The following is a 25308-nucleotide window of genomic DNA, read 5'->3' as shown; positions in this document are numbered from 1 at the left end:
GAAATCAGTGCTTTCTCCCTAATAGGGAAGTCTTTGAAATCAGTCACTTACAGATAAGGCTCGCAATGAGACCATAGCGACTAGAAAGACAAAAGCCTCCGGCGGCAACCGAAGGCTTTTGCGTAAAAGGGCTTGGCTATCCACCTCGCCCGCTACACTCACCGGCTAGAAACCGGATGAGATCCACAACTCGGAGTGTAGCGGATCACAGGTGTCAGTCAAGTAATTCCAATCCATTTTCTAAAAATGGACGGCTGATATGTGCATCGCGCAACACTTTGTTGCTGGCGAGGGTTCTTCGTTCGCCTGCGAAAAAGAAATCCTCCTTGAGTCCGACAATACGAACCTGCCGTGGGCGATTCTGCGCGCCGTTCATCGGGCGAGTCGCCTCGATGGTGTCCCGGCCCGCGCACGCGCGGTCCTTGCGGCACTCGCCCGCACCGTCGATGCCAAGAAACCTACCGCTGAGATATTTGCCCGCCGTGAGCTGCTCAGCGAGCGCTCTATGCAGTCTGAGCGAACCTTCTATCGCAGCCTCTCAGACCTCGAAGCCGCAGGCCTTATTGAGCGCCCTGCCCAACGTCGCTATGTCTCGCATGGCCTGTTTGGTCGTGCGTATCTCCACCTCACCGCACGCGCGGCAATCCTTCTGGGGCTTATCGAAGTGATCGTCGAAGAAGACAACAGCGACGAAGCCGATGCAGGGCCTGATGTGCAAGGCCACCAGGCTCAATCCCAAGCTGCTAAAGGGTTTAACACCCGGAATGCCAATGTGGCAGACGGTGCTATATATAAGGGTCTTTCCCCTACTACTCTTCAAAAGAGACAACCAGGCCAGCTCCCTGCGGATCTTGAGCGTCTTCGCACTCTGGGTTTTCATAAATATTTTATTTTTAAACTCATGGGCGAAGCGCGGGAGCACGGTAAGCGTCTGTCAGACGTGGTGGAGGTCACGTGGAACAATCTCGCCAAGGCCGATAACCCGATCAACTATTTGCGTAAGCTCCTCACCTCACCCGTCGATTTCGGCTACTCGTTGCGAGTCAAGGCCGAAGAAAAAGCCCGTGTTGACGCCCTGCAAGCACAAAAGCGTAAGGCGGAGAAGGTCGTTCGTGCCTCAATGGGCAAGGTTTTTGTTGACCTACTTGGAACTCATCAATACGTCGTGGACGACGGCGGCCGCACGCTGGCTGTTACCGATCTGGCTGAGGGTGTTGTGCGCCGTAGCGTAGGCGAGTGGCAGGTGGAGTTCATGCTTATGCTTAAGGAGGGGTGCTGGCGTGCCGTCACTGCGGACGAACTCGAACAACTTCGTGCCACGGCTATTGCGCAGCGTGAGCAGGCACTTGAATTGCAGCGAGCGTCGGAGCTGGAGGATGGGGCACCGAATCACTACGTGATCCGGGAGAAAACCGGCTCGTACTACACCATAGGTCATCCGTCCCAAGTCGCCCGTGAGGAAGCCCATAAGGTTCATCCACTTCTCAAGAAAAACGAGAAGCCGCGTGCACTCACGACGACAGCGGCTGAAGCGCTCGCGGGCCTGCGCGCGCTTCTGAAGATCAAGCCGGTAACGGCATGATTTTGTGTTCACGACAAATTCGTGTGTATCTAGCAAATATTGGCAAATATTTGAGGTAAAAAAACCGCCTAGCCGAAGCCAGGCGGCAAGGGTGATCCACCTACGGGGGCGTAGGTGGAGGCATGAAACTCACTGTGAAGCGCGCTTGGGCAGCTTGCCAACAAATTCCCGGACTCGCCCGACGTCAACGTGAGTGAAGCTCGGGTAGACGCCGACGCCGCCCATTTGGAAGTACTTCGCCCGCCGCGCTGTTATGGATGGAGCGACAGACGGGAATCGGATGTCACCAGCGTTTCCTCGCGGGTGCTCACTGTTGCTAGCGGCATTTTCCAAACTGCGGTTGTGACTTATCGTTCTGTATCCGCTGAGCAAATCAATCGGTAAGAGCACCCCGGCCTCGAGCTCGGTCCAACGCTGCATTCCATACATCAGATCCAGAAGCCGCGCGTTAATAGCCGCCACATCCTCGGTCAGCGAGTCTCTGAAGAGGTAGCACAAACGGATATAGTTGTTGTAGTCGTATTGCCCGTTTGCCCAGTAGATGACGCGGAATTCCTCACGAGCTCTGCCAGGCCGATCGCGACGGATCCACAACTGTCGCTCCCGAGTCCAGAAACCAGGATCGATAGCGCGGGCAACTGGCGGCACCAACAGGGCGCCCCCCGCAACAAAAGCCGAAAGAAATTGGCGGCGTGTAATCACTCGCCACCGCCACTTTGATCGCGCGACTGATCGAAATCGCGCTTCACCACGACCTTGTCCGTCACCTCGTCAATCTCATAGCTGCTGATGATCCCGAGCTCCTTGACTACTGCCAGTCCTGCGGGAAGGTTCTTTCGACGGAAGTCCGACAGTTTTTTGCTCATCGCGATGCCCACCGCAGAGTCAGACTTCGACGGGTTCATCTCGCGATAATGGCGCTCGATCGTCTCCAAAGTCCCGTAACACAACTCGAACAGACTCATCACCTTGATCGGATGCACCTGCGGCACGTTTCCCGGAATGGTTGACAGGTACTTCAGCAACTGCCTCGCGATACCACGTGTTGCGAATAGCTGCGTCGAATCCATCGACGTGAAGCTGGAGAACAGCAAGACGATGAGGGGGTTTATCCACACCTCGTGGTTTGATTGATGCCCCCCCAAGCCTGCAATCAAGTTGAGCGTCACATACGATTTTCTCTGCCCATAAAGGGCGAGATGCCCACCACGGAGCCGGTGGAGGCAATTCAATACGTTGTCGGTGTCCTTGCCTGACAGAACCCGAGACACGCCGTTTCTGGTCCCACGGAAGAACGGGAGGTTGCTGATTTCGAACTGTTCGTACGGATATCGGCCATTGGCAACGTGGATGAGCTGCATGAAAACCTGCTCGTCATCATGGCGCAGCTCTTCCCCCCAATACAGCGCCGTGACCCCTCCGATACGACCCAACAGCTCGCCACGGCACATGCGCCGTGGGCTGTTGTTGCTCCCGACGTGGAATAGCGACGTCTTGTTCAGATCGGTCGGCATGATTCGCCGCCCCGTCTCACCGAAGGGAAACCGATATTGCTTCTGCTGAATGATGTCGACTGCGTTTCTCTGGTCGGGCGTAAGAAGCTGCGGGTACGCCATGAGCTCGGGAGTTACCGAACGCAGAAGCTGCGCATCAGGATCCTCGTCCGCCAGGCGGAGCATGCCTGCCGAAAGCGCCTCAATGACACTGGCCCCGGGCTTCAGGCGCAATGCCTCCAACACGTCTGTGGACAAATGGTTGAGGGCATCAAGTCCGGCTCCGTTCAGATGCAAGACTGGTATGAGACCTTCATGCGAGACGCTTGGCGGAACGTGAGGCTTGCGTGTCGGCGATTTTCCCTGAGTTAGGGGGGAGAGGGCTAAACCTGAGACCGAATGCTTCGCAGGAAGCCTTTTCCCGGTTGATCCGCTCGCGGGCTCAACCAGCGGCAACTCCTCAAGATGAGTTCGCACAATTTGCCATGCTTCCTCATGCGTCAACTTCAGATCCTTGGCCGTCCGGTCAATCGCATTCGAATGCTCCGACCGATCGACAGGGGTGATAACCCCGTTGATCGTGATGAAGTCCTCGTCAGATTGCACGTTGATGTCCCCTGGTTCTGCGCATGTATGGCGGGGATTATACAAGAAGAGATAAAAACATAAATTTTTTTGCTACCATTGTGAGTGACATGACAATTTATGGGGTGAAAAATGCAGAGAAATCCGTTGTCTCGCAAACAGTTGCACCAAATTCAGGTCGCGAGAGGTATTCCGCGACAGGAACTGATCTACCGCAGCGGAATTCCAGCGGCGTCATACGACGCGCTGATGGGCATGGCGACGGCCGACGATGGTAAGCAAGCTGACAAGTTGGTTTCACGCGCGACATTCAATCGACTCGTGACGATCTTGGGCATCAACACGGAATTCGATGGACTTCGCCGCACAGGTGTCATCGAATGGCGTGCCGACGTAGGAGGGGAGGTCTCGGGAAAGGCATGGACAGACGCCGTTGTCGGCCTGGTGAACGATAGCGACTTGTTCAGCACCGAATTGCTCATGGTCGAGATTCGCGCGAAGGCGGCGCCGCGCAAGCGCTGGCAGCGAGGCGGGGCCGTCGAACAGATGCTTCTCTTGTATGACGCGCAAAACGAGTATCGGATTGCGATTCAGGGCGCGAATGCCCAAACGACATCGATCTTGGCCAGTGCCTTCGGCATTCAATGTGAGCGGCAAGTCGAGATTTCGCGAGCGGAGTACCGCGAGGCGCGTGAGATGATTCGTCACGAAGTATTTCGAGCGATCCAGTTCGACGCTCTGTCGGGTAAGGTCGTCCCCAAATACAACTGGAACGATGTCATGGCGGCGGCCCGGGAGTTCGGCTTCCTGCCCGACAATGTGATTGATCTCATGCACAAACGCGCCAGCGAGCGGGCTGAAGAGGCGGCAGACCCCCAAGCACCCGACGAAGACGGGACCAAATTTGATATGGAGGACGTCGGTGTTCAGCGTCTGCAAATCGTGCGATGAAACAGACTTCGGCCGCGCAAGGAAATCCCGCCCCAGAGGCGGGATTTTTTATGACTCTGACATCAGAGGCGAGCCGTCAGATGTGCTATAAATAAAACTATAGTTTTATTTAAATGCACCCATGCACCGACTGTCACCCGATGAGTTGCGCGCAGTACTTAAGGCCAAGGGCTGGACGCACGCAGCCTTGGCGGCCCATTGGGAGGTTTCTGCCGTCTACCTCAGTCGCATCGTGAACGATGCGGTGCGTGCCCCCCACTGGGAGGATGCGTTTGCAGGCCTTCCGGTTGCGAGTGGCATCGATGGGGCGGCGGCCGACCGGCGCAGGCACGCAGCCGAGTGCCTGGAAAGTTTCAACGGTCGTAAGCGCGGTCCGAAGCCCAAGCCGTCCCGGGTTGACTCCCGCTCCGATCGCGAAGCAGAGCGAGTCGAGGCACTCTCAGAAGGAGATGAGCCAATCCTAAGCAACGGGTACCGCTATCGAAACTACCTGGTGCAGGGGGCGGTGGTAACCGCGATGCGCGATATCGGTGATGCCGTGGTGGAAGGAGAGCGCGGCATCGTATTCGGCATCGAGCCGGTACCGTTGGGTGAACGGTACGGCGTGGTTTTCGAAAGCGGCTACATCGAGTGGTATCTGCCACACGAAATTGACAGCCTTCTTGCTGAGACAGGACTCGTGCGCCATGGCGTTGCATCAGCGCGCCTTACGAGTGAACGTGACGCCAGGGCGCATTTCGATGCGGGATTCTTCGAGTTTTGGTAATTCTTTCCGCTAACGCAAATTTGTTATCGCGGCGCAAAATATTGGAAATATTTGCGCTGTGCCAATGTGTCAGCGAGGGAGCCGACAAAACGGTGCGCGGCGCGCCGAACAGAACGGAATGGGTAGCGCGGCGCGCCTTAACCCTTCGTGCGAGATCTCATGTAAGCATCGAACTGAGGCCAAAAATCCTCGATCGACTTCGAGAAGTGCGCGGCCCAACGATTCCGCTTCTCCACCACGGCAAGAATTCGCTCCCGATCAGCCATGAATCCGGCGTACCAGGATTGAAATTCAGCTCGCGTTCCGCGCTCTTCCGGTGAAAGCGCGCCCAGTTGGGCGTCCATTTCTTGTCGTAGGGCTTCGGCGAAGCACTTGAGCGTTTCCGACTTCATTTCAGGCGTCATATTCAGTCGCTCCCCAGGGATGGTGTGTTACGTGGCCCGCGCTTCGCGACGAAGTCGCGATACGTTTCGAGGTGTCGGCTTTGTACTGCTTGCACCGATGCCTCTGTAGGGTAGACGCGCACACTGGCGCGACCCTGCGTGCGACGACCGTAATGGCGGTGTGCCGTTTTCGTGCTGACGTGACCACAGAGAGCGGCGGTAAGCACGGGATCATCAAACGACCGCTTACAGTCGGCAACGAACTGATGGCGAAACGAATACAGCGTCAGGCTCGACTTCGGCTTTCGCTGGCCGACAACTGAAAGGGCGCGAGCGGCTTCGAGCTCGTGTTTGAGCGCGAGTTGTAGCTTCTCCGCGTCCTGCTCCGTCTCGCATCGGCACGTCGCGAGCGCATCTGTAATGTGCCGCAGTTGCTCGGGCATGAGCTCGTCTACATACATCTCGCGGAACTCGCCGTTCGCGCGGCCGTTGCTGAACTTCGAATTGCGCACACGCAGCACCGCGCGGCCCGAACCCTGATCGGTCGATATCTCGGAAAACGACCACTCGTTCGGGCGCAGACCGACAATCAGGGTTGCTTCCAACACGGCGAGTAGCCGCCCAGCGTGCTTATAGCCATCGGCTATGCGTTGCCGGATGGCGTGTCTGAGCTCGTCCCATTGCGCGCTGGGAACGTCTTTGCGCTTGCGCGCGCTTGTGTTCGCACCGCCCGAGCGCAATCCCGCTGAGGATTGAAGTCGCAACTCCTCTACAGCGAGCGACAACTCCGGGTGATAGGTCTCGAGGTAGTAAATGGCTGACGCCTTGTAGAACCGCCAAGTTCGAGCCGCATAGTCCTCGCGAGACACTATTAGATGCGCTACCACCTCTTCCGGCGTCAATTCCGGTCGGCCTAGCTTCAGCCCAAACTTTGTGCGGTTTCGTTCAAAGCAGCGTACGTAATCGCGTTGGACCTTTGGGGAGACAGTTGGGGCGGTTTGGTTGAATGGTTCCATGGGGTGTTCTGGTGTCGATCCATGAATTGTGGTGCCAAACATCGAATGTCGGAACCAAAAAAACATACTTTTCTGATTTCATATCGTTTCATTGGGCCCATGTCAAGCACGTATGAGCCCGACAACGGCATGTTTGATGTCTCCCCCCGTTACAAACAGTCATCGCCGCGACACATAACGCCGTGTCTCAAACTGTCTGTAACGGGGCGCGATAACGCGCATGTGTTGGCATCAATTAGCGCATACGATCGACGGGCTCAAGTACGACGAATGCGGCGGGCGCGAATCAGGCCGGTTGTGCGGCTACCACAAATCAGCAAAATTTTTCGGAGCCGACAAATATTTGCGTTCGGTGGGCGGGCCCGCAGCTTAAGGCTTGGAAGGCGTATCAGCGCGGCGCGCCAGATAGGGCGTGAGGAAGTGGGGACGCGGGGCATTTGAGGCCACTGCGCAAAATTTTGCGGTGAACGCAAGAATAAGTGCGGCGCGATCCGTGATGTCAAAAGGCGGGCGACTGCCCTCTACTGCTATGACGACGATGCGAATGTCATAACGCGACGCGGAGGCGTGCACTGGCCACGAGAGCGTCGTCGTTGCGATTTCGTGCGCGAAGACGAAAATCAGCTAAAATTCCAAAAAACCAACTCCATTGGAAACGTATGACTCCAATGTGTGCGAAAAAAATATTTGTTCTTAGCACGTATGCCGGTACATAATCACGCCGAGGTCAATCAAAGTCAGGATTTGGTGGCGTATGACAACTCAGGCGTACAAAGCAAGCCTCCGGGTGTGCTGTCTCCTAACGGTCGTGGCGGGCGCCTTGGCGGGCTGCGCGCTTCAAAAGAATGAGCCTTTGACGTCCGTAGAAGCCCGACGGGTGGACATTCTGAATCGTCTTGACGCGGCTTCGTCGCTTGCTGTCAACGCGCAGCGCGAGTTCGCGATGACCAATGACGCGCGAGTGCAGCGACAGATGGCTGAACGCAAGCGACTTCTAACCGACGAGGTCTCGTACGACTTCTACGGGGATGTCGAGGAAATCCTGCGAGACATCTCCACAAAATACGGATACGAGCTGAAGGTGTATGGTCGGCGGCCTGCCGAGCGCGTCAACGTAAACGTCTATGTGAAGAAGATGCCGGTGCTTGAGGTGCTTCGGTTCATCGGCATGACCGCTGGGGACTGGTTGGACGTCTCGGTGAAGCAGGGTGTGATTGCGCTGACCTACAAATCGGCCCAAGCCTGAGGTTGACGCATGCCCATCGACAACACCGTCACCCTTGAATCGCTGCAGAGCCTATCCCAACCCGCCTTCGAGCAAAGATCGGCGCCAGGGGCTGCGGGCGGCGACCTCGGAAACTTCAGACTAAACGCACTTCGCGACGCCGCCATTGGTGTTGGCGCGCGAGGTGGTTTGATCTCCGAGACAGCGTTGATCAACGAGACGTTGTTGTCGCAACAGCGGAAGAACGACGTCGACTTCAACTTCTCCCTGTTCATGATTCAGGGACGCGTGGTGCCGCCGGTGTTGAATCGAGTGGATGACATCTACGCTCAACGCGGCGACCAGACGATCCGGATCGCGAAAACTGAGTGGGCGTTTCAAGCGCAAGCTCGCTTCACCTCCCGCGCACCGTCGTGGCGGGAGTACCTCCTCTACGACGCTGGGCAGCTGTCACCGCCCAGCGCGGTCCTGTATCCGCAAAATTCCGCAGAGCGCCAGATTTGGCAGCAAGCCGTTGCTGAAGGATGGGCGAACGGCGTGAAACAAGCGGACGAGATCTATCAGCTGAACCTGAACCGGCTCACTCGCGACTATGAGGGAATGAAGAACTACCACGTGCTCGCGCTGAAGGGGGTGGTCACGATGCCGATCGTCGCGCGCATGCAGATGCCGTTGAACACCACCGGTGAGCGAATGAGCGTGGACGAGTCGCTCTTGCGTTTGACTGTCCTTCCGTCGTTCAACACCGACATGAAGAACTGGAAAGCGCTCGGCAACGAAGAAGGGCGTCTGCAGCAGCCTGGCGAGGATCGAGTCGATCCGCCGAACGCGCGCGAGGTCGAACCGGTTGACGTGACTGGGGGTGTGAAATGACGTTCATCTTGGACCGAAGTGAACCGATACGGTACGAGACGGACTTCACGGAACCGAACATGTTTCGAGATGAGACTGATTTTCAGCGACTCATGCTGGAGATCACGAAGCGCAATGCAAGCGAAACCATCCTTCAGCCTTATGAGCCGGTACTCATCGAGATTGATGGCATCTTGCGTCCGCTCACCCATCGTCGGCTCACGCCCGACGAAGTGGAGATGATGGTCAACTGGGCGGCAGGCAACGACAAGGCCAAGGCCGAGCTCATCCAGCGTCGCGAAGTGAAAGCCAGCTACGTGGTAAAGGATCCGGTCGAGCGCGACGCGCGCGGCGAAAAAGTATCTACGCGATATCGCGTTGCTGCCGGTCGAGGTGAGCTGCGCGGCTCGATGGCATTCCAAATTTTGCTCCGGCGTATCAATTCGGTACCGGCCTATCTGAAGGATGCCGATCTTCCCGACTACGTCATTGACGCAATGACAATGGGGCATGGCGTCACATGGGTCTCGGGCAGAACCGGTAGCGGCAAGACGACGTTTTTCTCCTCCATCATTCGCTACATCCTTGAAAACGCGACGGCCATCAAGGGAAACATCATTTTGCTTGAGGAGCCGATCGAGCAGGTCTACGACACCATCGATTCAAGTCACAGCGTTGTATTCCAGATCGAAGTGGGCCGTGATGTCGATTCGTGGGAGCAGGGCATCGAGCAACTGATGCGCCGACTGCCCGCGATGATTCTCGTCGGTGAGACACGCAGCCGTATCACCGCCGAGGCCGTGTTACAGGCCGCGAACACCGGGCACCCTGTTGGGAGCACGCTCCATGCGAACGACGTTGCCGGGATTATCCCGCGACTCATGACATTCTTCGCGGACGACCTCAAAGAGCAGATGCTGTTTGATGCGCTCGACACCGCGCGCGTCATGTTCAATCAAGTGCGCGTTCCGAAAGTCGGCGGGGGGATGACGGTGCTTCGAGAGTACCTCGTCGTCACCGACAGTCTTCGCCGCGAGCTGCAGGCGCGCTCCGATCCAACCAAGATCGCTATGCATATGCGTGAGGCGCTGGAGGCACATGGCAAGCCGATGTGGCAGACAGCGCAGGAAGCATTCGACGCTGGGATCATCGATCGGCAGACGTTACGCATTCATGGCAAACGGAGCGGCGACCATGTCCGTCACTGATAACCACTGGCGCTATACGTCTAACACGCCCAAGGTTGCTTCGTTGGATGCGCGTGCATTTTCACCATTTCCACTATTGTTAATCTGGAAAAGTTGGAGTCCAGTCACAATCGGATTCATTTTCATATCTTTTTTTGCTATCATCCAGCGCAAGGGATACGACTTTCCGAATTTCTGTCGATCCTTGCGGACAAAATTGTCCGGACACAACAAAACCGTGCGACGTATGCGTTAGCAACGGACAACTTTTAGGGTGAATGCAAATGGCGAAAGCAGAACAGGTGGAAGCGATGGACGGCGTGAACGCACGGGTGTATCGCGTCGGTGTGGACGACGGCCATAACGGAATCAAGATCGTCACCGAGGAAGGGAAGGCGATTCATTTGCCCTCGCGTGTTGTCAGCGCAGGGGAACTGATCGCTTTGGGAGATTCGGGCGAGAACATCTACGAAGTCGCCAGCGGCGCCAAGTTTGCTGTGTCTGCTTCGTTGCCCTACGTAGATACCACGTTCGCGGACTACGCGACGTCGGACATCAATCGAGTGCTGGTCCACCATGGCCTGGTGCTGGCAGGTTTGGGCGGCAAGCGCGTCAGTATCGTCACGGGCCTTCCGGTGGAGGACTACTACGTCGCGAACAAGCCGAACCGGATCTTCATCGATCGCAAGGTGGCAAACCTCGTCGGCGGTGGTGCCGCAGTTTCGAACGCCAATCCGGCGATTCAGTGTGCGCACATCGAATCGCATCGAGTTGTTTCGGAAGGCATCGCTGCATTTTTTGATTTGCTTTTCGATGACGACGGAAACGAACGAGAGTCTGTGGTCGGGCAAGTCGAGCGCGGGTCGATCGCCATTGTGGATATCGGTGGCAAAACGACCGACACGGCGGTCCTGATTAACGGCGGGTCAAGCATCGATGCTCGTCGCTCTGGGACTGATCGCCTTGGGGCGCTCTCCTTGCATAGCGCGGTCCTGAACGCGCTTAAGGCAAAGCACAGTCTCTCGTCGCTTCTCCCGTCGCAGGTCGACGTAGCAGTGAACACGGGGAAGGTGCGCTTCTTTGGGCAGGAGGTGGACTGCGCAGACGTTGTCGACGCCGAGAAGGCGGTCCTCGCCGCGCAAATCATCGAAGCGATGAATCGAAAACTTCGGGACGGCTCGGATCTCGAGGCAGTTTATTTCGTTGGTGGTGGTTCGGCTCTGCTGCGTAAGCAACTCGAAGGTCTGTACCCGCACGCGATCTTTGTCGAGGATCCCCAATTCGCCAATGCACGGGGAATGTTGAAAGCAGCGAAGTTCGTGCATACCAGCTGATTGAGGAGGCGCGATGAGCGACACCGAATACAGCTCACTGCGCTTTGTGGTCCCCGTCGACCCCAGCAGAGCGGATGACGCCGCTCTATTGGAAGCGTTCGCCGGGGTCCCCAATGGGCTTATTGGAACCTTTGCTCGGATGCTGCTATTGCGTGCCTTGCCTCGCACAAAGGACGAGTTGGACGCGCTGATGCTCAACGCGCTCGCAGACCAGTCCGCTCGCAAGCGTGTGCGCGGTCGGCCAAGTGCAAAGAGTGGAAAGACGGCAGCACGAGCGGCATTCGACCCGTCTCGCGCGAAGCCGGTTGGCATCAAATCGAATGAAGGGGAGGCGATGGCTCCGACGTCCAGTGCAAGTTCGCGGGACGCCATGGCGCATGAGTCCCATGACGCACCGGTTGGGACGTCGATTGAATCGATGTCGGCCTCGCCTGGCGACGCAGGATCAGGTGCGCGCGCCGCAGAACCGGCGACCGCACCAGCGAGGAAAGTATCAGCGCGAGTCGCCAACCTCGTTGGTTGACGCGGTATTTGAGATTACGGGAAACACTGGGAGTAGGGTGAATGAAGAAAAACAGGTTCGTCGCCGCCGCGTTGTTATTCGGACTGGTGGCCGCAAAAGCATACGCGGGATTCGAGTTGGATCCTGCATTGCAGGCTTCTTTGCATCCGCAGCAGCGCAACGGCGATGCAGTTCTGACACAAGCCCTATCTCCCACAACTGCACCCGCCCCGGCGGCAAGCGCTGTGTTACCCGAGGCCGACAAGAGCCGTCAGCGTGCCGCGAGCGAAACGGCGATCATCGCCCCGGTTGCCTTGCCCCCGGCGCCGCAAGGGCAGGCGCAAGCCGTCACGCAAGCGGCCGGGGTGCCGGACGCGGCCTGGCAAGACAAGATTGATGGATTCGGAAAGAACCAGGGAGCAGAAATAGCGCTGCGCGCGCTTCTGCCCACTGGCGGACGCCTCGTTATCAATTCGGCCATTGACCCGAAGGCGCGTGTGACGTGGACGGGCAACGATAGTCGCATGTCGATCGCAAAAAAGATCCTTTCCGACATTCACGCATACGGTCAATTCGACGGACGGAACCTGGTCATCGGCGAGCCCCCACAGGCGGCAGATCCTTCATCGCTAGCGCAAGCGACGAACGCACCTCGACTGTGGACGATGCCCAAGGGCGTGATGTTGAGTGATGGGTTGATGGACTGGATGGAGCAGACCGGTGCCAAAGGGGAGCGCTACCGATGGTACCTCGAATGGGATGCCTACGATGGCCCGTCGCACGAGCAGCGCGTCGACTACCGCATTGTGGCGCCTCTACGCTTTAACGGAACCATTGATGAAGCGGTCGCCCAGCTCATCATGCTTTATCGAAAGTCTAGCAAGCCGCTCAACGTCCAGATCAGCAAAGAGCAGCGCCTGATTCACATCAAACTGCGGGGTAGCAATTGATCGCCAATCTTCGAACCGGAGCGCTCATTCTCTCGGCGCTATCGTCGCTGGTGCTGTCAGGCTGCGAGACGTACTCACACGCAACCAAAACCGAGGGTGACGTGAGCGGGCGCGCCGCGATGATTGAGCAACGTCTATCGGATTCGGTGCGCAATGCCAAGCCTGATTCCGACATCGTTCAGTATCTCGATCAACAGTATGTTTCCCTCAAGCCCGTGGAGCGGACGTCGCCCAACGCCGGTAAGCCGCGTCGCTTGGGGTGTCAGATCGTCGCTGTGCCGTCCACAGCAATTTCGTTTCTCGAAGCTGCGCAGATCGTCTCGTCTCAGTGCAAGGTGCCGGTGCGAGTAACGCCCGACGCGCTGGAGCAGATTGTGAGCAATCAGCGAGGAGGGGCTGGTGCGGGAACTACCAGCACCCTGCCAACGCCTGGGACGCAAATCGTAGGCGCGATAGGCGCACCGCCGCCGATGTATCCAGGGAGTGGAAATCAAGGCCGTGCAGAGCCCCTAACGCTTGACGTCACCTACGACGGCGATGGCGATGGATTTCTGGACATGATTACGGCGCGGGCAGGAGGGCTGTCATGGAAGCTGGACGCGAATGGTGGTGTTCGCATCTACGCAATGGACACGCGCACGTTCTCGATCGCCACGATCGCAACTGCTACCAACATGCAGTCGAACTTCCAGAGCGGCACGACGAGCACGAATGGCACGTCGACGACATCTGGTGGTGGAACTAGCGGATCCGCTGGCGCGGCAGGTGGAGCAGGTGGGCAGGGCCAAAGTACCACGATGCAGAACACCATGATCAGCATGAACACCAATTTCTGGGAGGACATGGGAAAAGCACTTGATCCCATTGTCGGGAAAGGAAACTGGTCCGTGTCTCCTTCGCTTAACACCGTGACTGTGCGCGGGACAGTCGATCAGCTCGATGCAGTGAAAGACTACGTCGACTATCAGAACAAGCGGCTGTCCAAATTCGTCCAGTTCAATGTGCGCGTGTACTCGGTCACCCTCAGCAATACGGACGGTGCCGGGATTAACTGGAATGCGATGTACAAGACCCTTTCGGGTAAGTATGGCTTCAAGCTGAATGGGACACCGTATACCCCTGCGGCTGCAGCGGTAAACGCAGGGTTCTCGGTGATCAGCGGCAACTGGGCGGGCACGGATGCCGTCGTCAGCGCTTTGAATGAACAGGGCCGCACTCACCTTGAGCGTGAAACGGCCTTGCCGACGCTGAATCTGCAGTCAGTTGCCACGCAAGTCGGTCAGCAGAAGGGGTATGTTCCGAGCACCCAAACCAACTCGACTGCCAATGTGGGAAGCACCACGTCGATCCAGACGGGAACGATCAATGTGGGCTTCAACGTCTCGCTGTTCCCCTATGTGCAGGACAACAACGAGATCATGGTGCAGTTCAATATCAACCTGTCCAGTCTCGATGATATCCGCAAGATCAACATCGGAGACAGCAGTGCAGAAGCACCGAACATCAGCATGCCGCTCAATACGGTGCAGAAGGTCAAGATGCGCCCGGGTGAGACCCTAATGCTCACCGGCATCAACCAGAACGATGATTCCTCGAATCGAACTGGTACCGGTACGCACTGGAACTGGGTATTCGGTGGGGGTATCAATGCGCAGTCGAACCGCACGATGCTGGTCGTCCTGATCACGCCGACGTTGCTGGATTAAATCAATGGGCAAGCTGCTCGATACGTTCCGGCGCGGCGCGACTGCGCGCGCTCAAGAGACGAGGCATGTCGTTGACTTGAACCTTGAAATCATCAAGGTCAACGGCAATGCCTACGTCAGCGGTCTTCATTGGAAGTTGCTCAACAGCCCTCTTAAGTTCCGCAAGGAGGCGAAAGAATACGCCGCGAGAAACGGCTGGGATATTGTCGCGTACCGCAAAAGCAGTGGGCGAATTGAAGCGGGGTTCGGCCCCTCGAAGTTTCAGGGATACAAGCGCATGTACAGCGTTGCATCGGCGCTCGCGGGGGAAATGCTAAAGCAGCACGGCGATAACTGGATCGGGCTGTTCGATGTGGGAGGGGATCGCTATCTTCTGGTGGCGGTGGTCAAGGGAATGATTCATCCCGCAACCGACCGCATCTTTGATCGCGTCGAAGCAATTGCTGAGTACAACCAAATCATCGCAGACCACGGCAATAGCGATGATCGGTTCGACGATCGCCATTGCATTGCACCGGCAAAGCTTGAGCTCGCGTTACATGAGGTCGAGCTAGAGAAGGTCCTTCTGTCTTCGAGCCTTCGAAGGGAATATCGACTCAGGTCGTTGAAATTCACGATCACCAAGTCCGAGCTCCGCTTCTTAGGAATCATCGCCGTCGGCGCGATCGCTGCATGGCAGACGTTCGCGTACATCGACGGCATCGAAGCGGAAAAGAAGCGGGTCCTGCAAGAACAAATCCGTAAGCAACAGGAAGATCTTCTGCGCGCGGCAAACGTACGCGCGCGGGAGAAGTTGCTCGCCGAAGCGTTGAAGCACCCGTGGGCAACTCAACCGTCTGCGCATGAATTCGTAAATGCTTGCGAATCACTCGTGGACCAGTTTCCCCCTTCGGTTGCTGGTTGGCTGTTTCTGCGCGCGACGTGTGATTTGAAGTCCGCAACGGTGACGTTCAAGCGCGAGATCGGTACGACACAGGGGGAGTTTGCCCGCGTTCTACCGACGGTGCTTGCGGCGCTCGATACGAGCGGAAAGAAGCCGCAAATCAAGTTCGAAGACAAAGGCGATTCGGTCGACATCGAGTACGCGTTGCTCCCGCAGATCGTCGGCGACGAGCGTCTCGCCGATCAGTTCGAGGCCACGAATCAGTTCCTTGGTCCTTTGCAGACGTCCGAGAGCGAGGATCTAAAGCCCATCGAAGGCTTGAGCTTTAAGGAGGTGAGCGCGGTGATTTCAGTACCAACTACCTCCTCCACAGCAGTGGCTTCCGGTGCGTCGGCCGAGTCGGAGGTGACACCGAACTGGCGCCATCTGACGTTCTCCTTCAAAAGCAAGATTCAGCCGAAGCGCGTTTTCGATTCCATTGAGATTCGCAAGGGCCTTCGAGTAACGAGCCTCACTTATACCCTGGCGAAGGGGGAAGACGGGGCGGGACTGATCACATGGGATGTTGAAGGAGATTTGTATGTTAATCGGTAAATGGAAGGCCGTTGCTGTGGTTGTCGCCTTGGGCGCGATGCGCACCGCACTAGCGGCAGGCGGAGATCAAGCGACAATTGGTGAGATCGGCGCCACACAAAGTCGCGCGATGCTAAAGCAAGCGCAGCTTAAAGAGCAGCTGCTCGACAATCAGCTGCGCAAAGAGGTGACAGACGCGAGCGGGGCTATCGCTCCTGCAAAGACCGCTGCAGACAGTGTGCTGCCCAACGTCAAGATGATCCTAGGCGGAACAGCAGGGTTGTCTGCGACACTCGTGTATGCGGGTGGTTCGCAGGCGGGCGGGCATGTCGGGTCGTCGGTCCCCGGTGGCTACACCATCACGGCGATTAACCCCGCTCAAAAGACGGTGGAGGTAAAGGATGCCTTCGGGAAGAGGTACGTCCTGGCATCCGGCTCCGCGCCACAGGCGCTCGAGACCGTTGCAGCGCCGAACGTCGTCGGACCCCGTCCGATGTCCATGCCTGGAAGCATTCTTTCTCCGCGCTGAAGGACGATCATGGGCACAAACGATAACAACCAGATCCGGCTTTCCTTGGCTGTGATTGATGGTCCGTTCGCACCGCCGCCGGAGCTGAAGGACAAGGTGTTGCTACTGGACGACGGCACGCTCCATGTCGCGGATCCGTATCGAAATGAGCACTCGGTCGCCTCGTATTGGAATCTGTTGCGCAACGGCTATAAATCCAATTCGGGGCAGAGTCTCTCGCGTCGCTACGCCACGTTAGATGAGCTGCAGCAGTTGCGAGACGTGCACAAGGAGGTGTCTGTTGTCCATCGCGGTAGTAACTCGCAAGATGAGGTGAAATCAATTCTGCGAAAGGCCGTTGATCGCCGAGCCTCGGATGTTCACTTCGTAAATGGAGAGAAGTGGACCCGGGTTCGGTTTCGCATTGATGGGCGACTTGTCGATGTCGATGAAATGGTAGTTGACGATGGCGTGCGAATTTGCAGCACGATGTACACGACCATGACCGATATTTCGGCCTCTGACTATCGACCGACGGCCAGCCAGGATGGACGAATCGCACGGAAGTGGGTGCAGGAGTTCGGTTTGAACGGCTCCCGCATCGCTACACGCCCGATGGAGGCGAACAATTTGTTCGTACTCCGATTGATGTACCCGGGCGCATTGGGCGGACTGTCGCTTGAAGGACTGGGCTACGAAAAAGAGCAGATCTTTGAATACAAGCGGATGATGCGCCGCGATGGCGTAAACATTCTTTCCGGCGTTACAGGTTCTGGCAAGTCGACGACATTGAAGATCATCTGCGACATGCTGCTCGGCATGTATGACGGGGAGATTAACCTGTTGACGCTCGAAGATCCGCCCGAATTTGTGATCCCGGGCTCAGTCCAGACGCCAGTCAAAAGAAGGGAAGGGCAGTCGACTGCAGACGCATGGGCCGAGGCAATCGCAAATGCCATGCGTCTAGATCCCGACTTCATGATGGTCGGCGAGTTACGGGACAAGGCGTCGGTTATGGGGGCTGTGCACGCATCCATGACTGGGCACGGCCTGTGGACAACAACCCACGCGAAGAACGCGCTCGCAACCCTCGACCGGCTGCTTCACCTGGACGTACCAAAGCAACTGCTCTGCGACGCATCGCTTATTACGGGGCTTGTGAATCAAAGCCTTGTTCCCCAACTGTGCACGCAAGAAGGCTGCTCGACCGAATTCCACACGGCGGTCAAGCAGGGCTTGGTTGACGAAGAAGTCGCGGAGCGAGTGAAGAAGTACTGCGATGTCGCCAAGGTTCGTGTCCGTACTCGAGCCAATCTCGAATGCCCCGTTTGTGGTGGCCTTGGGATCCACAAGCGGACGGTAGCGGCGGAGGTTATGACGCCTACGCAGAAGCTCTTAAACGTCTATCAGGATGACGGCAGTAGCGCCGCTCGTTCCTATTGGGTGCGGGAGATGAAGGGTATGACTTCGCTGGCGCATATGGTCACCAAGGTCAATAAGGGCATCGTCGATCCTGTGATTGGTGAGGAAGCAATGCGGCGTGGCCTTGATGAGGACGAGCTCACGCTCGCATAACAATGATCGAAGAACTGCTGATTCCCGTCGCAGACCAGCTCCGTCGAAATCGATTCGATGTGCGAAGCCGGACATCCTTCTATCGCGCGCTTGCGCTTTTGCTAAAGAACGGAGCGAAGCTGCGCGAGTCGCTGGAAAAGTTTCATCACGTCAAGAGCCACGGAGGCCGAAAGCTTGGACGTATTGAGGCCGTCGTATCTGACGAGTGTTTGATTGGTCTGCGCGCTGGAAATTCCATCTCGCAGACTCTTGCCGACTGGATTCCCTACGAGGAAGCGGCAACGATCGCGGCCGGGGAGCGCGGTGAAGGCGGCCTGCATGCTGCTTTCAAACAAGCGCAGGAAATCGCTGAACGTAAGGCCGCAATGAAAGGCGTCATCGTGAAGGCAAGTGCCTACCCGGGGTTTCTGATGATTGCGCTAGGTGGGGTGCTCTACTTTATCGCGAGCTCAGTCATGCCGATGCTCTCGAAGATGACGAAGCGCGAGGACTGGGATTTCTCGATGTACGTCATGGCGTTTCTGGCTTCTATGGTCAAAGACCACTATGTGGCATTACTTGTGACGGTAATGGTGACAGTGGTGTTCATGACCTGGAGCATTAATAACCTAACGGGGCCGCTGCGGGTAAGGCTGGATCGGTTGCCTCCATGGTCGGTGTTCCGAATCATGCGGGGCGCCGCGTTTGTTTACAACTTCTCTACGATGCAGGTCGCTGGAGATACGGCGCAGAAGATTCTGGAGCGCGAGTGGCAATTGGCGAACCCGTATATGCGCGAGCGGATCGATGGTGCACTCATGGGGGTACGAAACGGGAAGAACATCGGCGTGGCGCTCCGGGACTCGGGATACGAGTTTCCGGGGCGCGAGTCGGTGGAATATCTGCAGCTCATCGCCTCACTGGAAGGTGGCCCAGAGCAACTCAAGAAGTACGCGGAAGAGTGCATGAATGATGCAGTCAAAGAGGTTGAAGCGATTGGGGCAGTGATCACTTCGGTGGTGCTGTTGTTGATGTATTCGGTGATGGGAATTGTGGTGTCGGCGGCAGGCAGCATGGGGTTGCAGGCAGCGAATATGGTGAATGCCATTGGGCATTGACTAACACAGGTAACAAAATCTGGGAGGTGAATTTTGAAATCGAATTCGATTGGTTCCGAGCAACGCGATACCAAGAACAAGCGTCATGGGAATGCGGAGCACAAGGTAAAGTCGCAGCGAGGCGTACTCTCGCTCGAAATGATCGGCGTAATCGCGGTTGTCGCAATTATTCTCGTCGGCGTTCTCGTACGTCTTGCGATGATGTATTTGTCCAGCTCGACGACAAACGAGTCTTCGGCAATCACTTCGCTCTTCACTTCGACACGATCGGCCAAGGCAGGCACGGGCTACGGAGCAAACGGTACCAACCTGATTCCGACGCTCGCCGCGATGAACGCGCTGCCGGGAAACCTCTCGTACACGGGGGGGGTCTTGTTGAACAGCTTCGGATCGGCCTACACGCTTGTCGCGAGTAACAACGGGTATGGCTTCACGCTCACCAGCCCTGGGATTCCGACGGCGGATTGCATCAAGCTCTCGGTGCAACAGTCGCAAAGCAGTAACTGGACCGGTGGGATCACGGTGGGCGCCACGGCGTTCCCGGCAGGCGCAATCAGCAGTGCGCAGGCCACGACGGCGTGCTCTGCTGCGACGAACACACTCGCGTTCGCTTCGAATACCTAACGCTCGGACCGCATTCGGCTGACTACCGTGAAATCAATCACCGATGAGCGATTCCGAGACTTATACATCGGACCTGACTACGCCGATGTAAAGAACCTAAACGAATCGCGCGAGCTCATGCCCGTTCCTTCTGAATTCTCGGAGGACGTTGATGCGCTTCGTCAGCTATGTGACGAGATCCGCGTTCAAAGCAACCGACCGCGATTCTCGATCCGGCGAAACGAGTCTCTCTACCGGGTCACATGTTTTGACACAACCGGTGGCCGCCCCACGTTCGTTATCCGACAACCACGCAGCGAGGTGATGCCGTGGGAGAAGGTCGAGCTTGGTGTTAAAGACAAAGAGTTCCTGATGCAAAAGGACCTTCGTGGCGCGGTCATTATTTGTGGCGAGATGGGGTCCGGCAAGACTACGCTCGCCTCATCACTTGTTGTTGCCCGACTGGTGACTTACGGGGACATCGCCGTCGCTATCGAGGACCCTCCGGAAACCGCGCTGGACGGCCGCCATGGTAACGGGCGATGTATCCATGTGGACCCCCGGGGGAATGTCAGCGGGGAGCTCGAGAACGCTGTACGTAGCGGTGCCTCGATCATCTATCTCGGCGAAGCTCGCGATCAGGACAGCACAATCCCGGTCATCTCAGCCGCCAACAACGGTCACTTCATTCTCTCCACCACGCATGCCTCGTCCGAGGCCGACGCGGTGATGCGATTGGTGAACATGTGCGACGGGCGGTACGAAAACGCGGCCCACGCGCTTGCAAGTGGATTGGCAGCCGTCATTCACGTTCGTCTGGTCGCCAAGAAGGTGAACACACCCGTTGGCGAGAAGATCATTGACAAGCTTGAGTACTCGATGCTGAAAGTGTGGAAGGACACCACGGTTAAGGGCCACATCCGGGCCCAGAACTACCATTTGCTTGGCCAAGCGGGTGAGCAACAAAAGACCGTTTCCAGGGCCGGAGAATGATAATGAGCGAAAAACCAATCCAGTCTGCGCCTGCTAAGTGCCACGCGCGCAGTCGCTTGACAGCGCAACGGGGTGTTATTGGTCTCGAAGTCGCGGGCGCGATTACGATCGTGTTGGCGCTGATTGTGTTGGCTGCGTCATGGGCAACGGTGAACGCGGACAATCAAGAAAATGCCCTGATTGCGGGCCAGCTCAAGCTCGCTATGACCGGAGCTGACAAGTTCGTTAAGGACAATGCCGCATCAATCGCTGCCGGAGCGACGCCCGTCGTCTACAACTGGGCGCAAATCGCCCCGTCCATGCCTCAAGGATTGTCGAGCACAAACTCATACGGCCAGACGTACCAATTAGCGATTCAGCGCACGGGTACCGCGCCGAATTACACGCTCAATCCTTTGCTGCAAACGGTTGGTGGAAACCCCATTCCTGAAAAGCAAATGAGGGCGATTGCGAAGATGGCGGGGACGTCGGGCGGATTTGTCTCGGCTCTGTCGCCAGGCAACGCCACGGGCGCCGGAGGGGGCTGGACTGCTGTGCTCAGCGACTACGGTGCGAACCCGGCGACGGGGCACTTGGCCGCTGGGCTGTTCTATCAGAACGCGGCCCAGGCAAATCAATATCTCTATCGGGTATCTGTTCCGGGAAAACCGGAGGTGAACCGGATGGAGACGAATATCGACCTGAACTCGCATGACATCAATAATGGAGGGACTGTCAATGCGACGAAGGTGAATCTGCCCACAGGAATGTCGGTACAGATCGGCAAGACCTACCTCTATGGCGATGACACGAACAGTGCGATTTACCAGGCGGGAACACTGTACGTCCGTCACACAGATGGGTCCGCTGCGCCGGTGTGGATGGGGGATGCGAACGTCAACGGAAACACCTACACGAGTGGTGAAACCTACACGGGAGGGTGGTACCGCAGCACGGGTGCTAACGGCTGGTATAACCAGACATATAACGGTGGTTGGTACATGGCCGACCCAACATGGGTGCGCAGCTATGCTGACAAGAACGTTTACACGGGCGGGCAGATGCTTGCCGGCTCGCTTCGTTCTTACGGCGGATTGACAATGGACGGGATTGGCTACGTTGGCGGAAGCTGCACCGTCGGGACATTCGTTCGTGATCCCTCAGGACGGCATCTGTCGTGCGTAAATGGGTACTGGTCCGCAGGCGGAATCAGCAGCGTCTCTACGGTGTCATCAGGCTGGGCGCAGTACGGGGCCAGTGTTCAGTGTCCAGCCGGTACGACCGTAGTTGGTGGCAGCTGCGGAATGGAACGCGGCGGTGACGGCCGCGTCGTGGGTGCGCAGATTTGCTACCCGAGCGGTAACGGCTGGGCCTGCTCTGAAGGAAATACCGGCAATTGCATTGCTTACGCCCAGTGCGCCAGCTAATGCCCTGGCGAGCTACGGCATAACGACTGTTGCCCCGTTGGGGACCTGATTGGGGATGGTCAGGAGGGATGTGTCACTCGGCGCCGCGTTAGGTGAGAGCAATGTTCCCCCATTGTTCTTGCCGCTTCCGTAGGGGTCTTCCGTCTGGCTATAGATGTAGCTTGCGACGCCAGTTTCCGGGCCGGTGTAATACACGAAGGACGAACCGGCATTCAGGTAGACGCCGACGCCTGCGGGTCTCACGAACCAGCTCGGCATGGAGATGGCGGTGTCCGTGGCGCTGCCCGTCACAGAGGGATTCGATCGAGCGTACTCAGCTGCTTTTGCATGAAGCGCGAGCATGCTATCGCCGACTTGAGCGGATGCCATGTTGTCCCCGTGAATGCGGGCCTCATCCGTGCCCGCCGATCCCAGCATTAGCCTCAAGACAACTGCGATCAACGCGATCGGTATAAGCGCATACATTTAGTGATCCTCGGTAACTTCCAATTTGTAGAATTTCTGACTGAGTAACTGCTGTGGCTGCACAGCTGGCGATGGCGATGGCGCTGGAGCGCCAGCGGAGCGTGGGGTTGGAGATGGAGTTACGGCGCTGCCTGGTACCAGGAACGGTTGTGCAGCAAGCACCTTGCGCACGTAACCGTTCGAGAATCCGGCTGTGAAGCTTCCGCTGTTGTATGCCGATACGGCGGACAGGATCGCCGCGTCTTGCCGGTCGCCTGCACGAACTGCCCGCAGGTAAAACTCGGCGAGGATGGTCGAGCCCGTTTTGAGGTTGGTGCAAGGGTCGAGAACTTGTCGCACCGACAGGCCGAACCGCGCGAGGTTCTCGCTAGAGACCTGAGATATCCCGATCGCGACGATGTGACGTTTGCGAATTAGCTGAGTGGCGATTTCCTCAGCTTCGTCTACCGTCTTCGGAAAGAACGACCGAACCATCTTTTCGCGTACGCCCTTCCATGGCAATCCTTTGGGCCCAGCGTCAGCGATCGCGTAGAGGTTGCCTTCGGACTCCGTTCGCACGATCTTGCCCATCGTGATGGGATGAACTAGCGGAGCGCAGGTGGCAATCAAATCACCTATCGGCTCGGCAATGGCGTAAGAGGATCCACACCCGCCCAACAGAGCGCACACGCTAGCGTAAATGACTCGTCGCATCGGCGTTTATCCCGAGAACAGGCTACTCGCCCGTGTGCGCTCCGTGATGGAAACGCGCTCTTCCCTATAGCGCTCTGGTGTGTACAGCGGAACCAGACGGTTGACCGTTTCCACGCGGTCCTTGGCGACGAATGCAAAGCCGATCATTCGTGCCTGCTGTAGGTCTGCGTGAAGCTTCAACGGCACATGGACGGAGATCCCGAATGGGGAAAATGCCTGATCGAATACGCTGAATCCCTCGGTTACCAGAATCAGTCCTCGGTCGTACCCGACCAAAGCGAAGTCCACAGGCAGGTGTCGAAGCCACGATGCTTCCCCCGGATGCATGGCAAGCATGGGGTACGGCCCTCCTTTCACCATACCGAAAAGTCCGGACAGCGCGGGTGAAACACGCAATCCCGATACCGGTGACTCCATCTGCTCAATCATTTCGGTACCGAATGTGCTCGTCCACTTGATGAGATCAACAACAGACAGTAGTCTGTCGGCGATTGAAATACATATGTTTTTTTCGTTCATTTTCGGTCGATTATGCAAATTAATGACTTAAATTCTAACCTAATTTGCTAAAATACTTGGAAATTTGGCGCGACCTGGGAGGTTTGCCGTAATGACGATTTCCGAAGTGCAGGGGGCTGCCGACGCTCAAGTAAAAGGCTCTTTCTCCGACGTTGCGGAGCTCGGCAATATCCGTGGGTCGACTCACGTGTTCAACGATCGGCTCGATTGGATGGGTCGCAAAGTGTGTTCGGTCACGAAAGTTGTTTCAACCGTTATCACTGCGATCGCAATCGAACCAGGTTCAGGGGCATCGGCGGATGAGATTCGCATCGTGGCGAAAGAGCTTCTCTGCCAGGCCAAGGATTTGGCAGACGCAGCTGCCGTGCTGATTCCGGTCGACACTTCGGATCCACAGTTTCCCGCCTACATGAGCGCCTTGCGCGAAGACGCAGCTGAATCCATATCCCTTCAATGGCGTCTTGCGCATGCGTTCGGCAGGCGGCCATTGACTCCCGGGCAGATCAGCGCAATTTACGCGGAAGTGCCACAGGGGGCCTTGAGCAGGCTTCATTCGGATAGGCCGTCAGCTGACGTTGACGCCGACCTAACTGTCGTTATGGTGGAGCGCATAGCGCTGTTCTCGGTGGCTGCTGAAGTGCATGCAGCCGTCACCGCGTTCGACTACTTTCACCCCCGCCCCGCTGACATTGTCGCCACCGGCGTGCGCACAATCCGAGCCACCGCTGATCGCGCATTTCGAGAGCTTGTGCAGACGCAGGTGCTTTCGGCCATGAAGCCGGAGTCCGAACTTGCAATTCGGCAAACGCTCATCGAGCAAGTCGGGACTCTCTATGCACAGTCATACCGTGCTTGCGCGCGCAACGATGTGCTTGCGCTCGAAGCAATGAACGGCGACGAGCGTTTGGTGATGCTGGAGACTGCTAAAGGCTCCGGTCTGCCTATGTCGCACGTGGACGAGGCATTTGAGCGGCTGATGGGTCATATGCTGTCGCTTATCTGTGAGGGGATTCCGGAGTTGCGTGCTTCTCAAGCAGAATGCGCTCCGCCGACCGACACGTTGACTTCTCCCGCAGACGACACAGAGATTGAGGCGCAACTGCGATGAAATTGACGGTTATCCCTTTTGATACCGAGATATCGATGCGTGCTCCCGAGGAGCGTATTGGTGAGGAGATCTACGCTAGTGTCCCTGCGCTCAATGAGTTGGCCAGCGCCTGTGCGGCGGTGGGCAACAAGCTATCGCAAGAAGGACGAAGGGCTCTCTTTTTTGGCCACTCTTCCCAGGACCCTCATCTTAGACGGGTTGCTGTTGAGCTTGGAGTCGAGTACCGATTGAAGATGGAGACGGCGGTGCCCGACGTCGAGTACATGTCGGGCATGCAAGCCCAGTCGGCAAAGTCGTTCGAGACGGCTGAGCCGGATCTCTGGATGAAGCCTACTACGGACTGAGAACAAATT

The 25308-nt window shown here is 57.1% G+C and carries 27 protein-coding genes; 20 read left to right on the top strand and 7 right to left on the bottom strand.

The window, feature by feature from the left end; all coding sequences use genetic code 11:
• Positions 1 to 259 precede the first annotated feature (259 nt).
• Positions 260 to 1582 (top strand): hypothetical protein, encoded by a 1323-nt coding sequence (locus A9762_RS04355; protein WP_069340825.1) that lies wholly within the window; start codon positions 260 to 262, stop codon positions 1580 to 1582.
• Between the two features lie 129 nt (positions 1583 to 1711).
• Here A9762_RS04355 and A9762_RS04350 read toward each other — a convergent pair whose 3' ends face one another.
• Entirely contained in the window at positions 1712 to 2284 is a 573-nt protein-coding gene (locus tag A9762_RS04350) for a DUF882 domain-containing protein (RefSeq protein ID WP_240493442.1), read from the bottom strand.
• Entirely contained in the window at positions 2281 to 3681 is a 1401-nt protein-coding gene (locus A9762_RS04345; protein WP_069340824.1) for a hypothetical protein, read from the bottom strand. Before A9762_RS04345 ends, A9762_RS04350 begins: the two co-directional genes overlap by 4 nt.
• Before the next feature lie 111 nt (positions 3682 to 3792).
• On the opposite strand from A9762_RS04345, the gene A9762_RS04340 reads away from it, so the two are divergent.
• Together A9762_RS04340 and A9762_RS04335 are read left to right on the top strand one after the other, a co-directional pair.
• Complete coding sequence (locus tag A9762_RS04340; RefSeq protein WP_083253620.1) at positions 3793 to 4611, top strand: hypothetical protein; 819 nt, start codon at positions 3793 to 3795, stop codon at positions 4609 to 4611.
• A gap of 121 nt (positions 4612 to 4732) precedes the next feature.
• On the top strand, positions 4733 to 5377 hold the full coding sequence (locus A9762_RS04335; protein ID WP_069340822.1) for a hypothetical protein: 645 nt from the start codon (positions 4733 to 4735) through the stop codon (positions 5375 to 5377).
• A gap of 137 nt (positions 5378 to 5514) precedes the next feature.
• Here A9762_RS04335 and A9762_RS04330 read toward each other — a convergent pair whose 3' ends face one another.
• Positions 5515 to 5781 carry a hypothetical protein gene (locus tag A9762_RS04330; protein ID WP_069340821.1) on the bottom strand — a complete coding sequence of 89 codons (267 nt, stop codon included), beginning with the start codon at positions 5779 to 5781 and terminating at the stop codon, positions 5515 to 5517.
• Positions 5782 to 5783: 2 nt separating this feature from the next.
• Positions 5784 to 6776, bottom strand: a complete 993-nt coding sequence (locus A9762_RS04325; RefSeq protein WP_083253619.1) for a hypothetical protein — start codon at positions 6774 to 6776, stop codon at positions 5784 to 5786.
• A gap of 877 nt (positions 6777 to 7653) precedes the next feature.
• On the opposite strand from A9762_RS04325, the gene A9762_RS04320 reads away from it, so the two are divergent.
• The 15 genes from A9762_RS04320 to pilV all read left to right on the top strand — a co-directional run bounded on the left by A9762_RS04320 (position 7654) and on the right by pilV (position 22170).
• A complete protein-coding gene (locus A9762_RS04320; RefSeq protein ID WP_240493441.1) occupies positions 7654 to 8022 on the top strand; it encodes a DotD/TraH family lipoprotein in 369 nt (122 codons plus the stop codon).
• 9 nt (positions 8023 to 8031) lie between these two features.
• Positions 8032 to 8874 carry a type IV secretory system conjugative DNA transfer family protein gene (locus A9762_RS04315; protein WP_083253618.1) on the top strand — a complete coding sequence of 281 codons (843 nt, stop codon included), beginning with the start codon at positions 8032 to 8034 and terminating at the stop codon, positions 8872 to 8874.
• A 59-nt stretch (positions 8875 to 8933) separates the two neighbouring features.
• On the top strand, positions 8934 to 10061 hold the full coding sequence (locus tag A9762_RS04310) for an ATPase, T2SS/T4P/T4SS family (protein WP_240493440.1): 1128 nt from the start codon (positions 8934 to 8936) through the stop codon (positions 10059 to 10061).
• Complete coding sequence (icmT, locus tag A9762_RS29370) at positions 9952 to 10296, top strand: IcmT/TraK family protein (RefSeq protein WP_371442417.1); 345 nt, start codon at positions 9952 to 9954, stop codon at positions 10294 to 10296. Before A9762_RS04310 ends, icmT begins: the two co-directional genes overlap by 110 nt.
• Before the next feature lie 28 nt (positions 10297 to 10324).
• Positions 10325 to 11374, top strand: coding sequence for a ParM/StbA family protein (parM, locus tag A9762_RS04305; protein WP_240493439.1), 1050 nt, complete (start codon positions 10325 to 10327; stop codon positions 11372 to 11374).
• Between the two features lie 13 nt (positions 11375 to 11387).
• Complete coding sequence (locus tag A9762_RS04300) at positions 11388 to 11897, top strand: hypothetical protein (protein WP_069340816.1); 510 nt, start codon at positions 11388 to 11390, stop codon at positions 11895 to 11897.
• A 41-nt stretch (positions 11898 to 11938) separates the two neighbouring features.
• Positions 11939 to 12826, top strand: a complete 888-nt coding sequence (locus A9762_RS04295) for a TcpQ domain-containing protein (protein WP_069340815.1) — start codon at positions 11939 to 11941, stop codon at positions 12824 to 12826.
• Positions 12823 to 14532 carry a PilN family type IVB pilus formation outer membrane protein gene (locus A9762_RS27960; RefSeq protein WP_240493438.1) on the top strand — a complete coding sequence of 570 codons (1710 nt, stop codon included), beginning with the start codon at positions 12823 to 12825 and terminating at the stop codon, positions 14530 to 14532. The genes A9762_RS04295 and A9762_RS27960 overlap by 4 nt, the downstream gene beginning before the upstream one ends.
• Positions 14533 to 14536: 4 nt before the next feature.
• Positions 14537 to 16009 carry a type 4b pilus protein PilO2 gene (gene pilO2, locus A9762_RS04285; protein ID WP_069340813.1) on the top strand — a complete coding sequence of 491 codons (1473 nt, stop codon included), beginning with the start codon at positions 14537 to 14539 and terminating at the stop codon, positions 16007 to 16009.
• Positions 15996 to 16517: a type IV pilus biogenesis protein PilP gene (pilP, locus tag A9762_RS04280; protein WP_069340812.1), complete on the top strand. Its 522-nt coding sequence runs from the start codon at positions 15996 to 15998 to the stop codon at positions 16515 to 16517. The genes pilO2 and pilP overlap by 14 nt, the downstream gene beginning before the upstream one ends.
• Before the next feature lie 9 nt (positions 16518 to 16526).
• Positions 16527 to 18071 carry a GspE/PulE family protein gene (locus tag A9762_RS04275; RefSeq protein ID WP_069340811.1) on the top strand — a complete coding sequence of 515 codons (1545 nt, stop codon included), beginning with the start codon at positions 16527 to 16529 and terminating at the stop codon, positions 18069 to 18071.
• 2 nt (positions 18072 to 18073) lie between these two features.
• Entirely contained in the window at positions 18074 to 19168 is a 1095-nt protein-coding gene (locus tag A9762_RS04270; protein WP_069340810.1) for a type II secretion system F family protein, read from the top strand.
• Between the two features lie 33 nt (positions 19169 to 19201).
• On the top strand, positions 19202 to 19792 hold the full coding sequence (locus tag A9762_RS04265) for a type 4 pilus major pilin (protein ID WP_069340809.1): 591 nt from the start codon (positions 19202 to 19204) through the stop codon (positions 19790 to 19792).
• 117 nt (positions 19793 to 19909) lie between these two features.
• Positions 19910 to 20764, top strand: coding sequence for an ATPase, T2SS/T4P/T4SS family (locus A9762_RS04260; protein WP_139133072.1), 855 nt, complete (start codon positions 19910 to 19912; stop codon positions 20762 to 20764).
• Between the two features lie 2 nt (positions 20765 to 20766).
• On the top strand, positions 20767 to 22170 hold the full coding sequence (gene pilV / locus A9762_RS04255) for a shufflon system plasmid conjugative transfer pilus tip adhesin PilV (RefSeq protein WP_069340807.1): 1404 nt from the start codon (positions 20767 to 20769) through the stop codon (positions 22168 to 22170).
• A gap of 12 nt (positions 22171 to 22182) precedes the next feature.
• Here pilV and pilM read toward each other — a convergent pair whose 3' ends face one another.
• From pilM to A9762_RS04240, 3 genes are read right to left on the bottom strand one after another with little or no spacing between them, the layout of a single operon-like run.
• Positions 22183 to 22635, bottom strand: a complete 453-nt coding sequence (gene pilM, locus A9762_RS04250; RefSeq protein WP_069340806.1) for a type IV pilus biogenesis protein PilM — start codon at positions 22633 to 22635, stop codon at positions 22183 to 22185.
• Entirely contained in the window at positions 22636 to 23328 is a 693-nt protein-coding gene (locus A9762_RS04245) for a lytic transglycosylase domain-containing protein (protein ID WP_069340805.1), read from the bottom strand.
• Between the two features lie 6 nt (positions 23329 to 23334).
• Positions 23335 to 23847, bottom strand: a complete 513-nt coding sequence (locus A9762_RS04240; protein ID WP_069340804.1) for a hypothetical protein — start codon at positions 23845 to 23847, stop codon at positions 23335 to 23337.
• Between the two features lie 91 nt (positions 23848 to 23938).
• Between A9762_RS04240 and A9762_RS04235 the strand changes: the two genes are divergently transcribed.
• The gene (locus A9762_RS04235; RefSeq protein ID WP_069340803.1) at positions 23939 to 24955 is read left to right on the top strand and encodes a hypothetical protein; all 1017 of its coding nucleotides are present in this window, start codon (positions 23939 to 23941) and stop codon (positions 24953 to 24955) included.
• A complete protein-coding gene (locus A9762_RS04230) occupies positions 24952 to 25299 on the top strand; it encodes a hypothetical protein (protein WP_069340802.1) in 348 nt (115 codons plus the stop codon). Before A9762_RS04235 ends, A9762_RS04230 begins: the two co-directional genes overlap by 4 nt.
• Positions 25300 to 25308 lie beyond the last annotated feature (9 nt).

Origin of the sequence: Pandoraea sp. ISTKB (assembly GCF_001721285.1) — a bacterium.
GTDB lineage: Bacteria > Pseudomonadota > Gammaproteobacteria > Burkholderiales > Burkholderiaceae > Pandoraea > Pandoraea capi.
The sequence above is the reverse complement of the archived record's forward strand: the minus strand, read 5'-3'. Positions and strand labels throughout refer to the sequence as shown.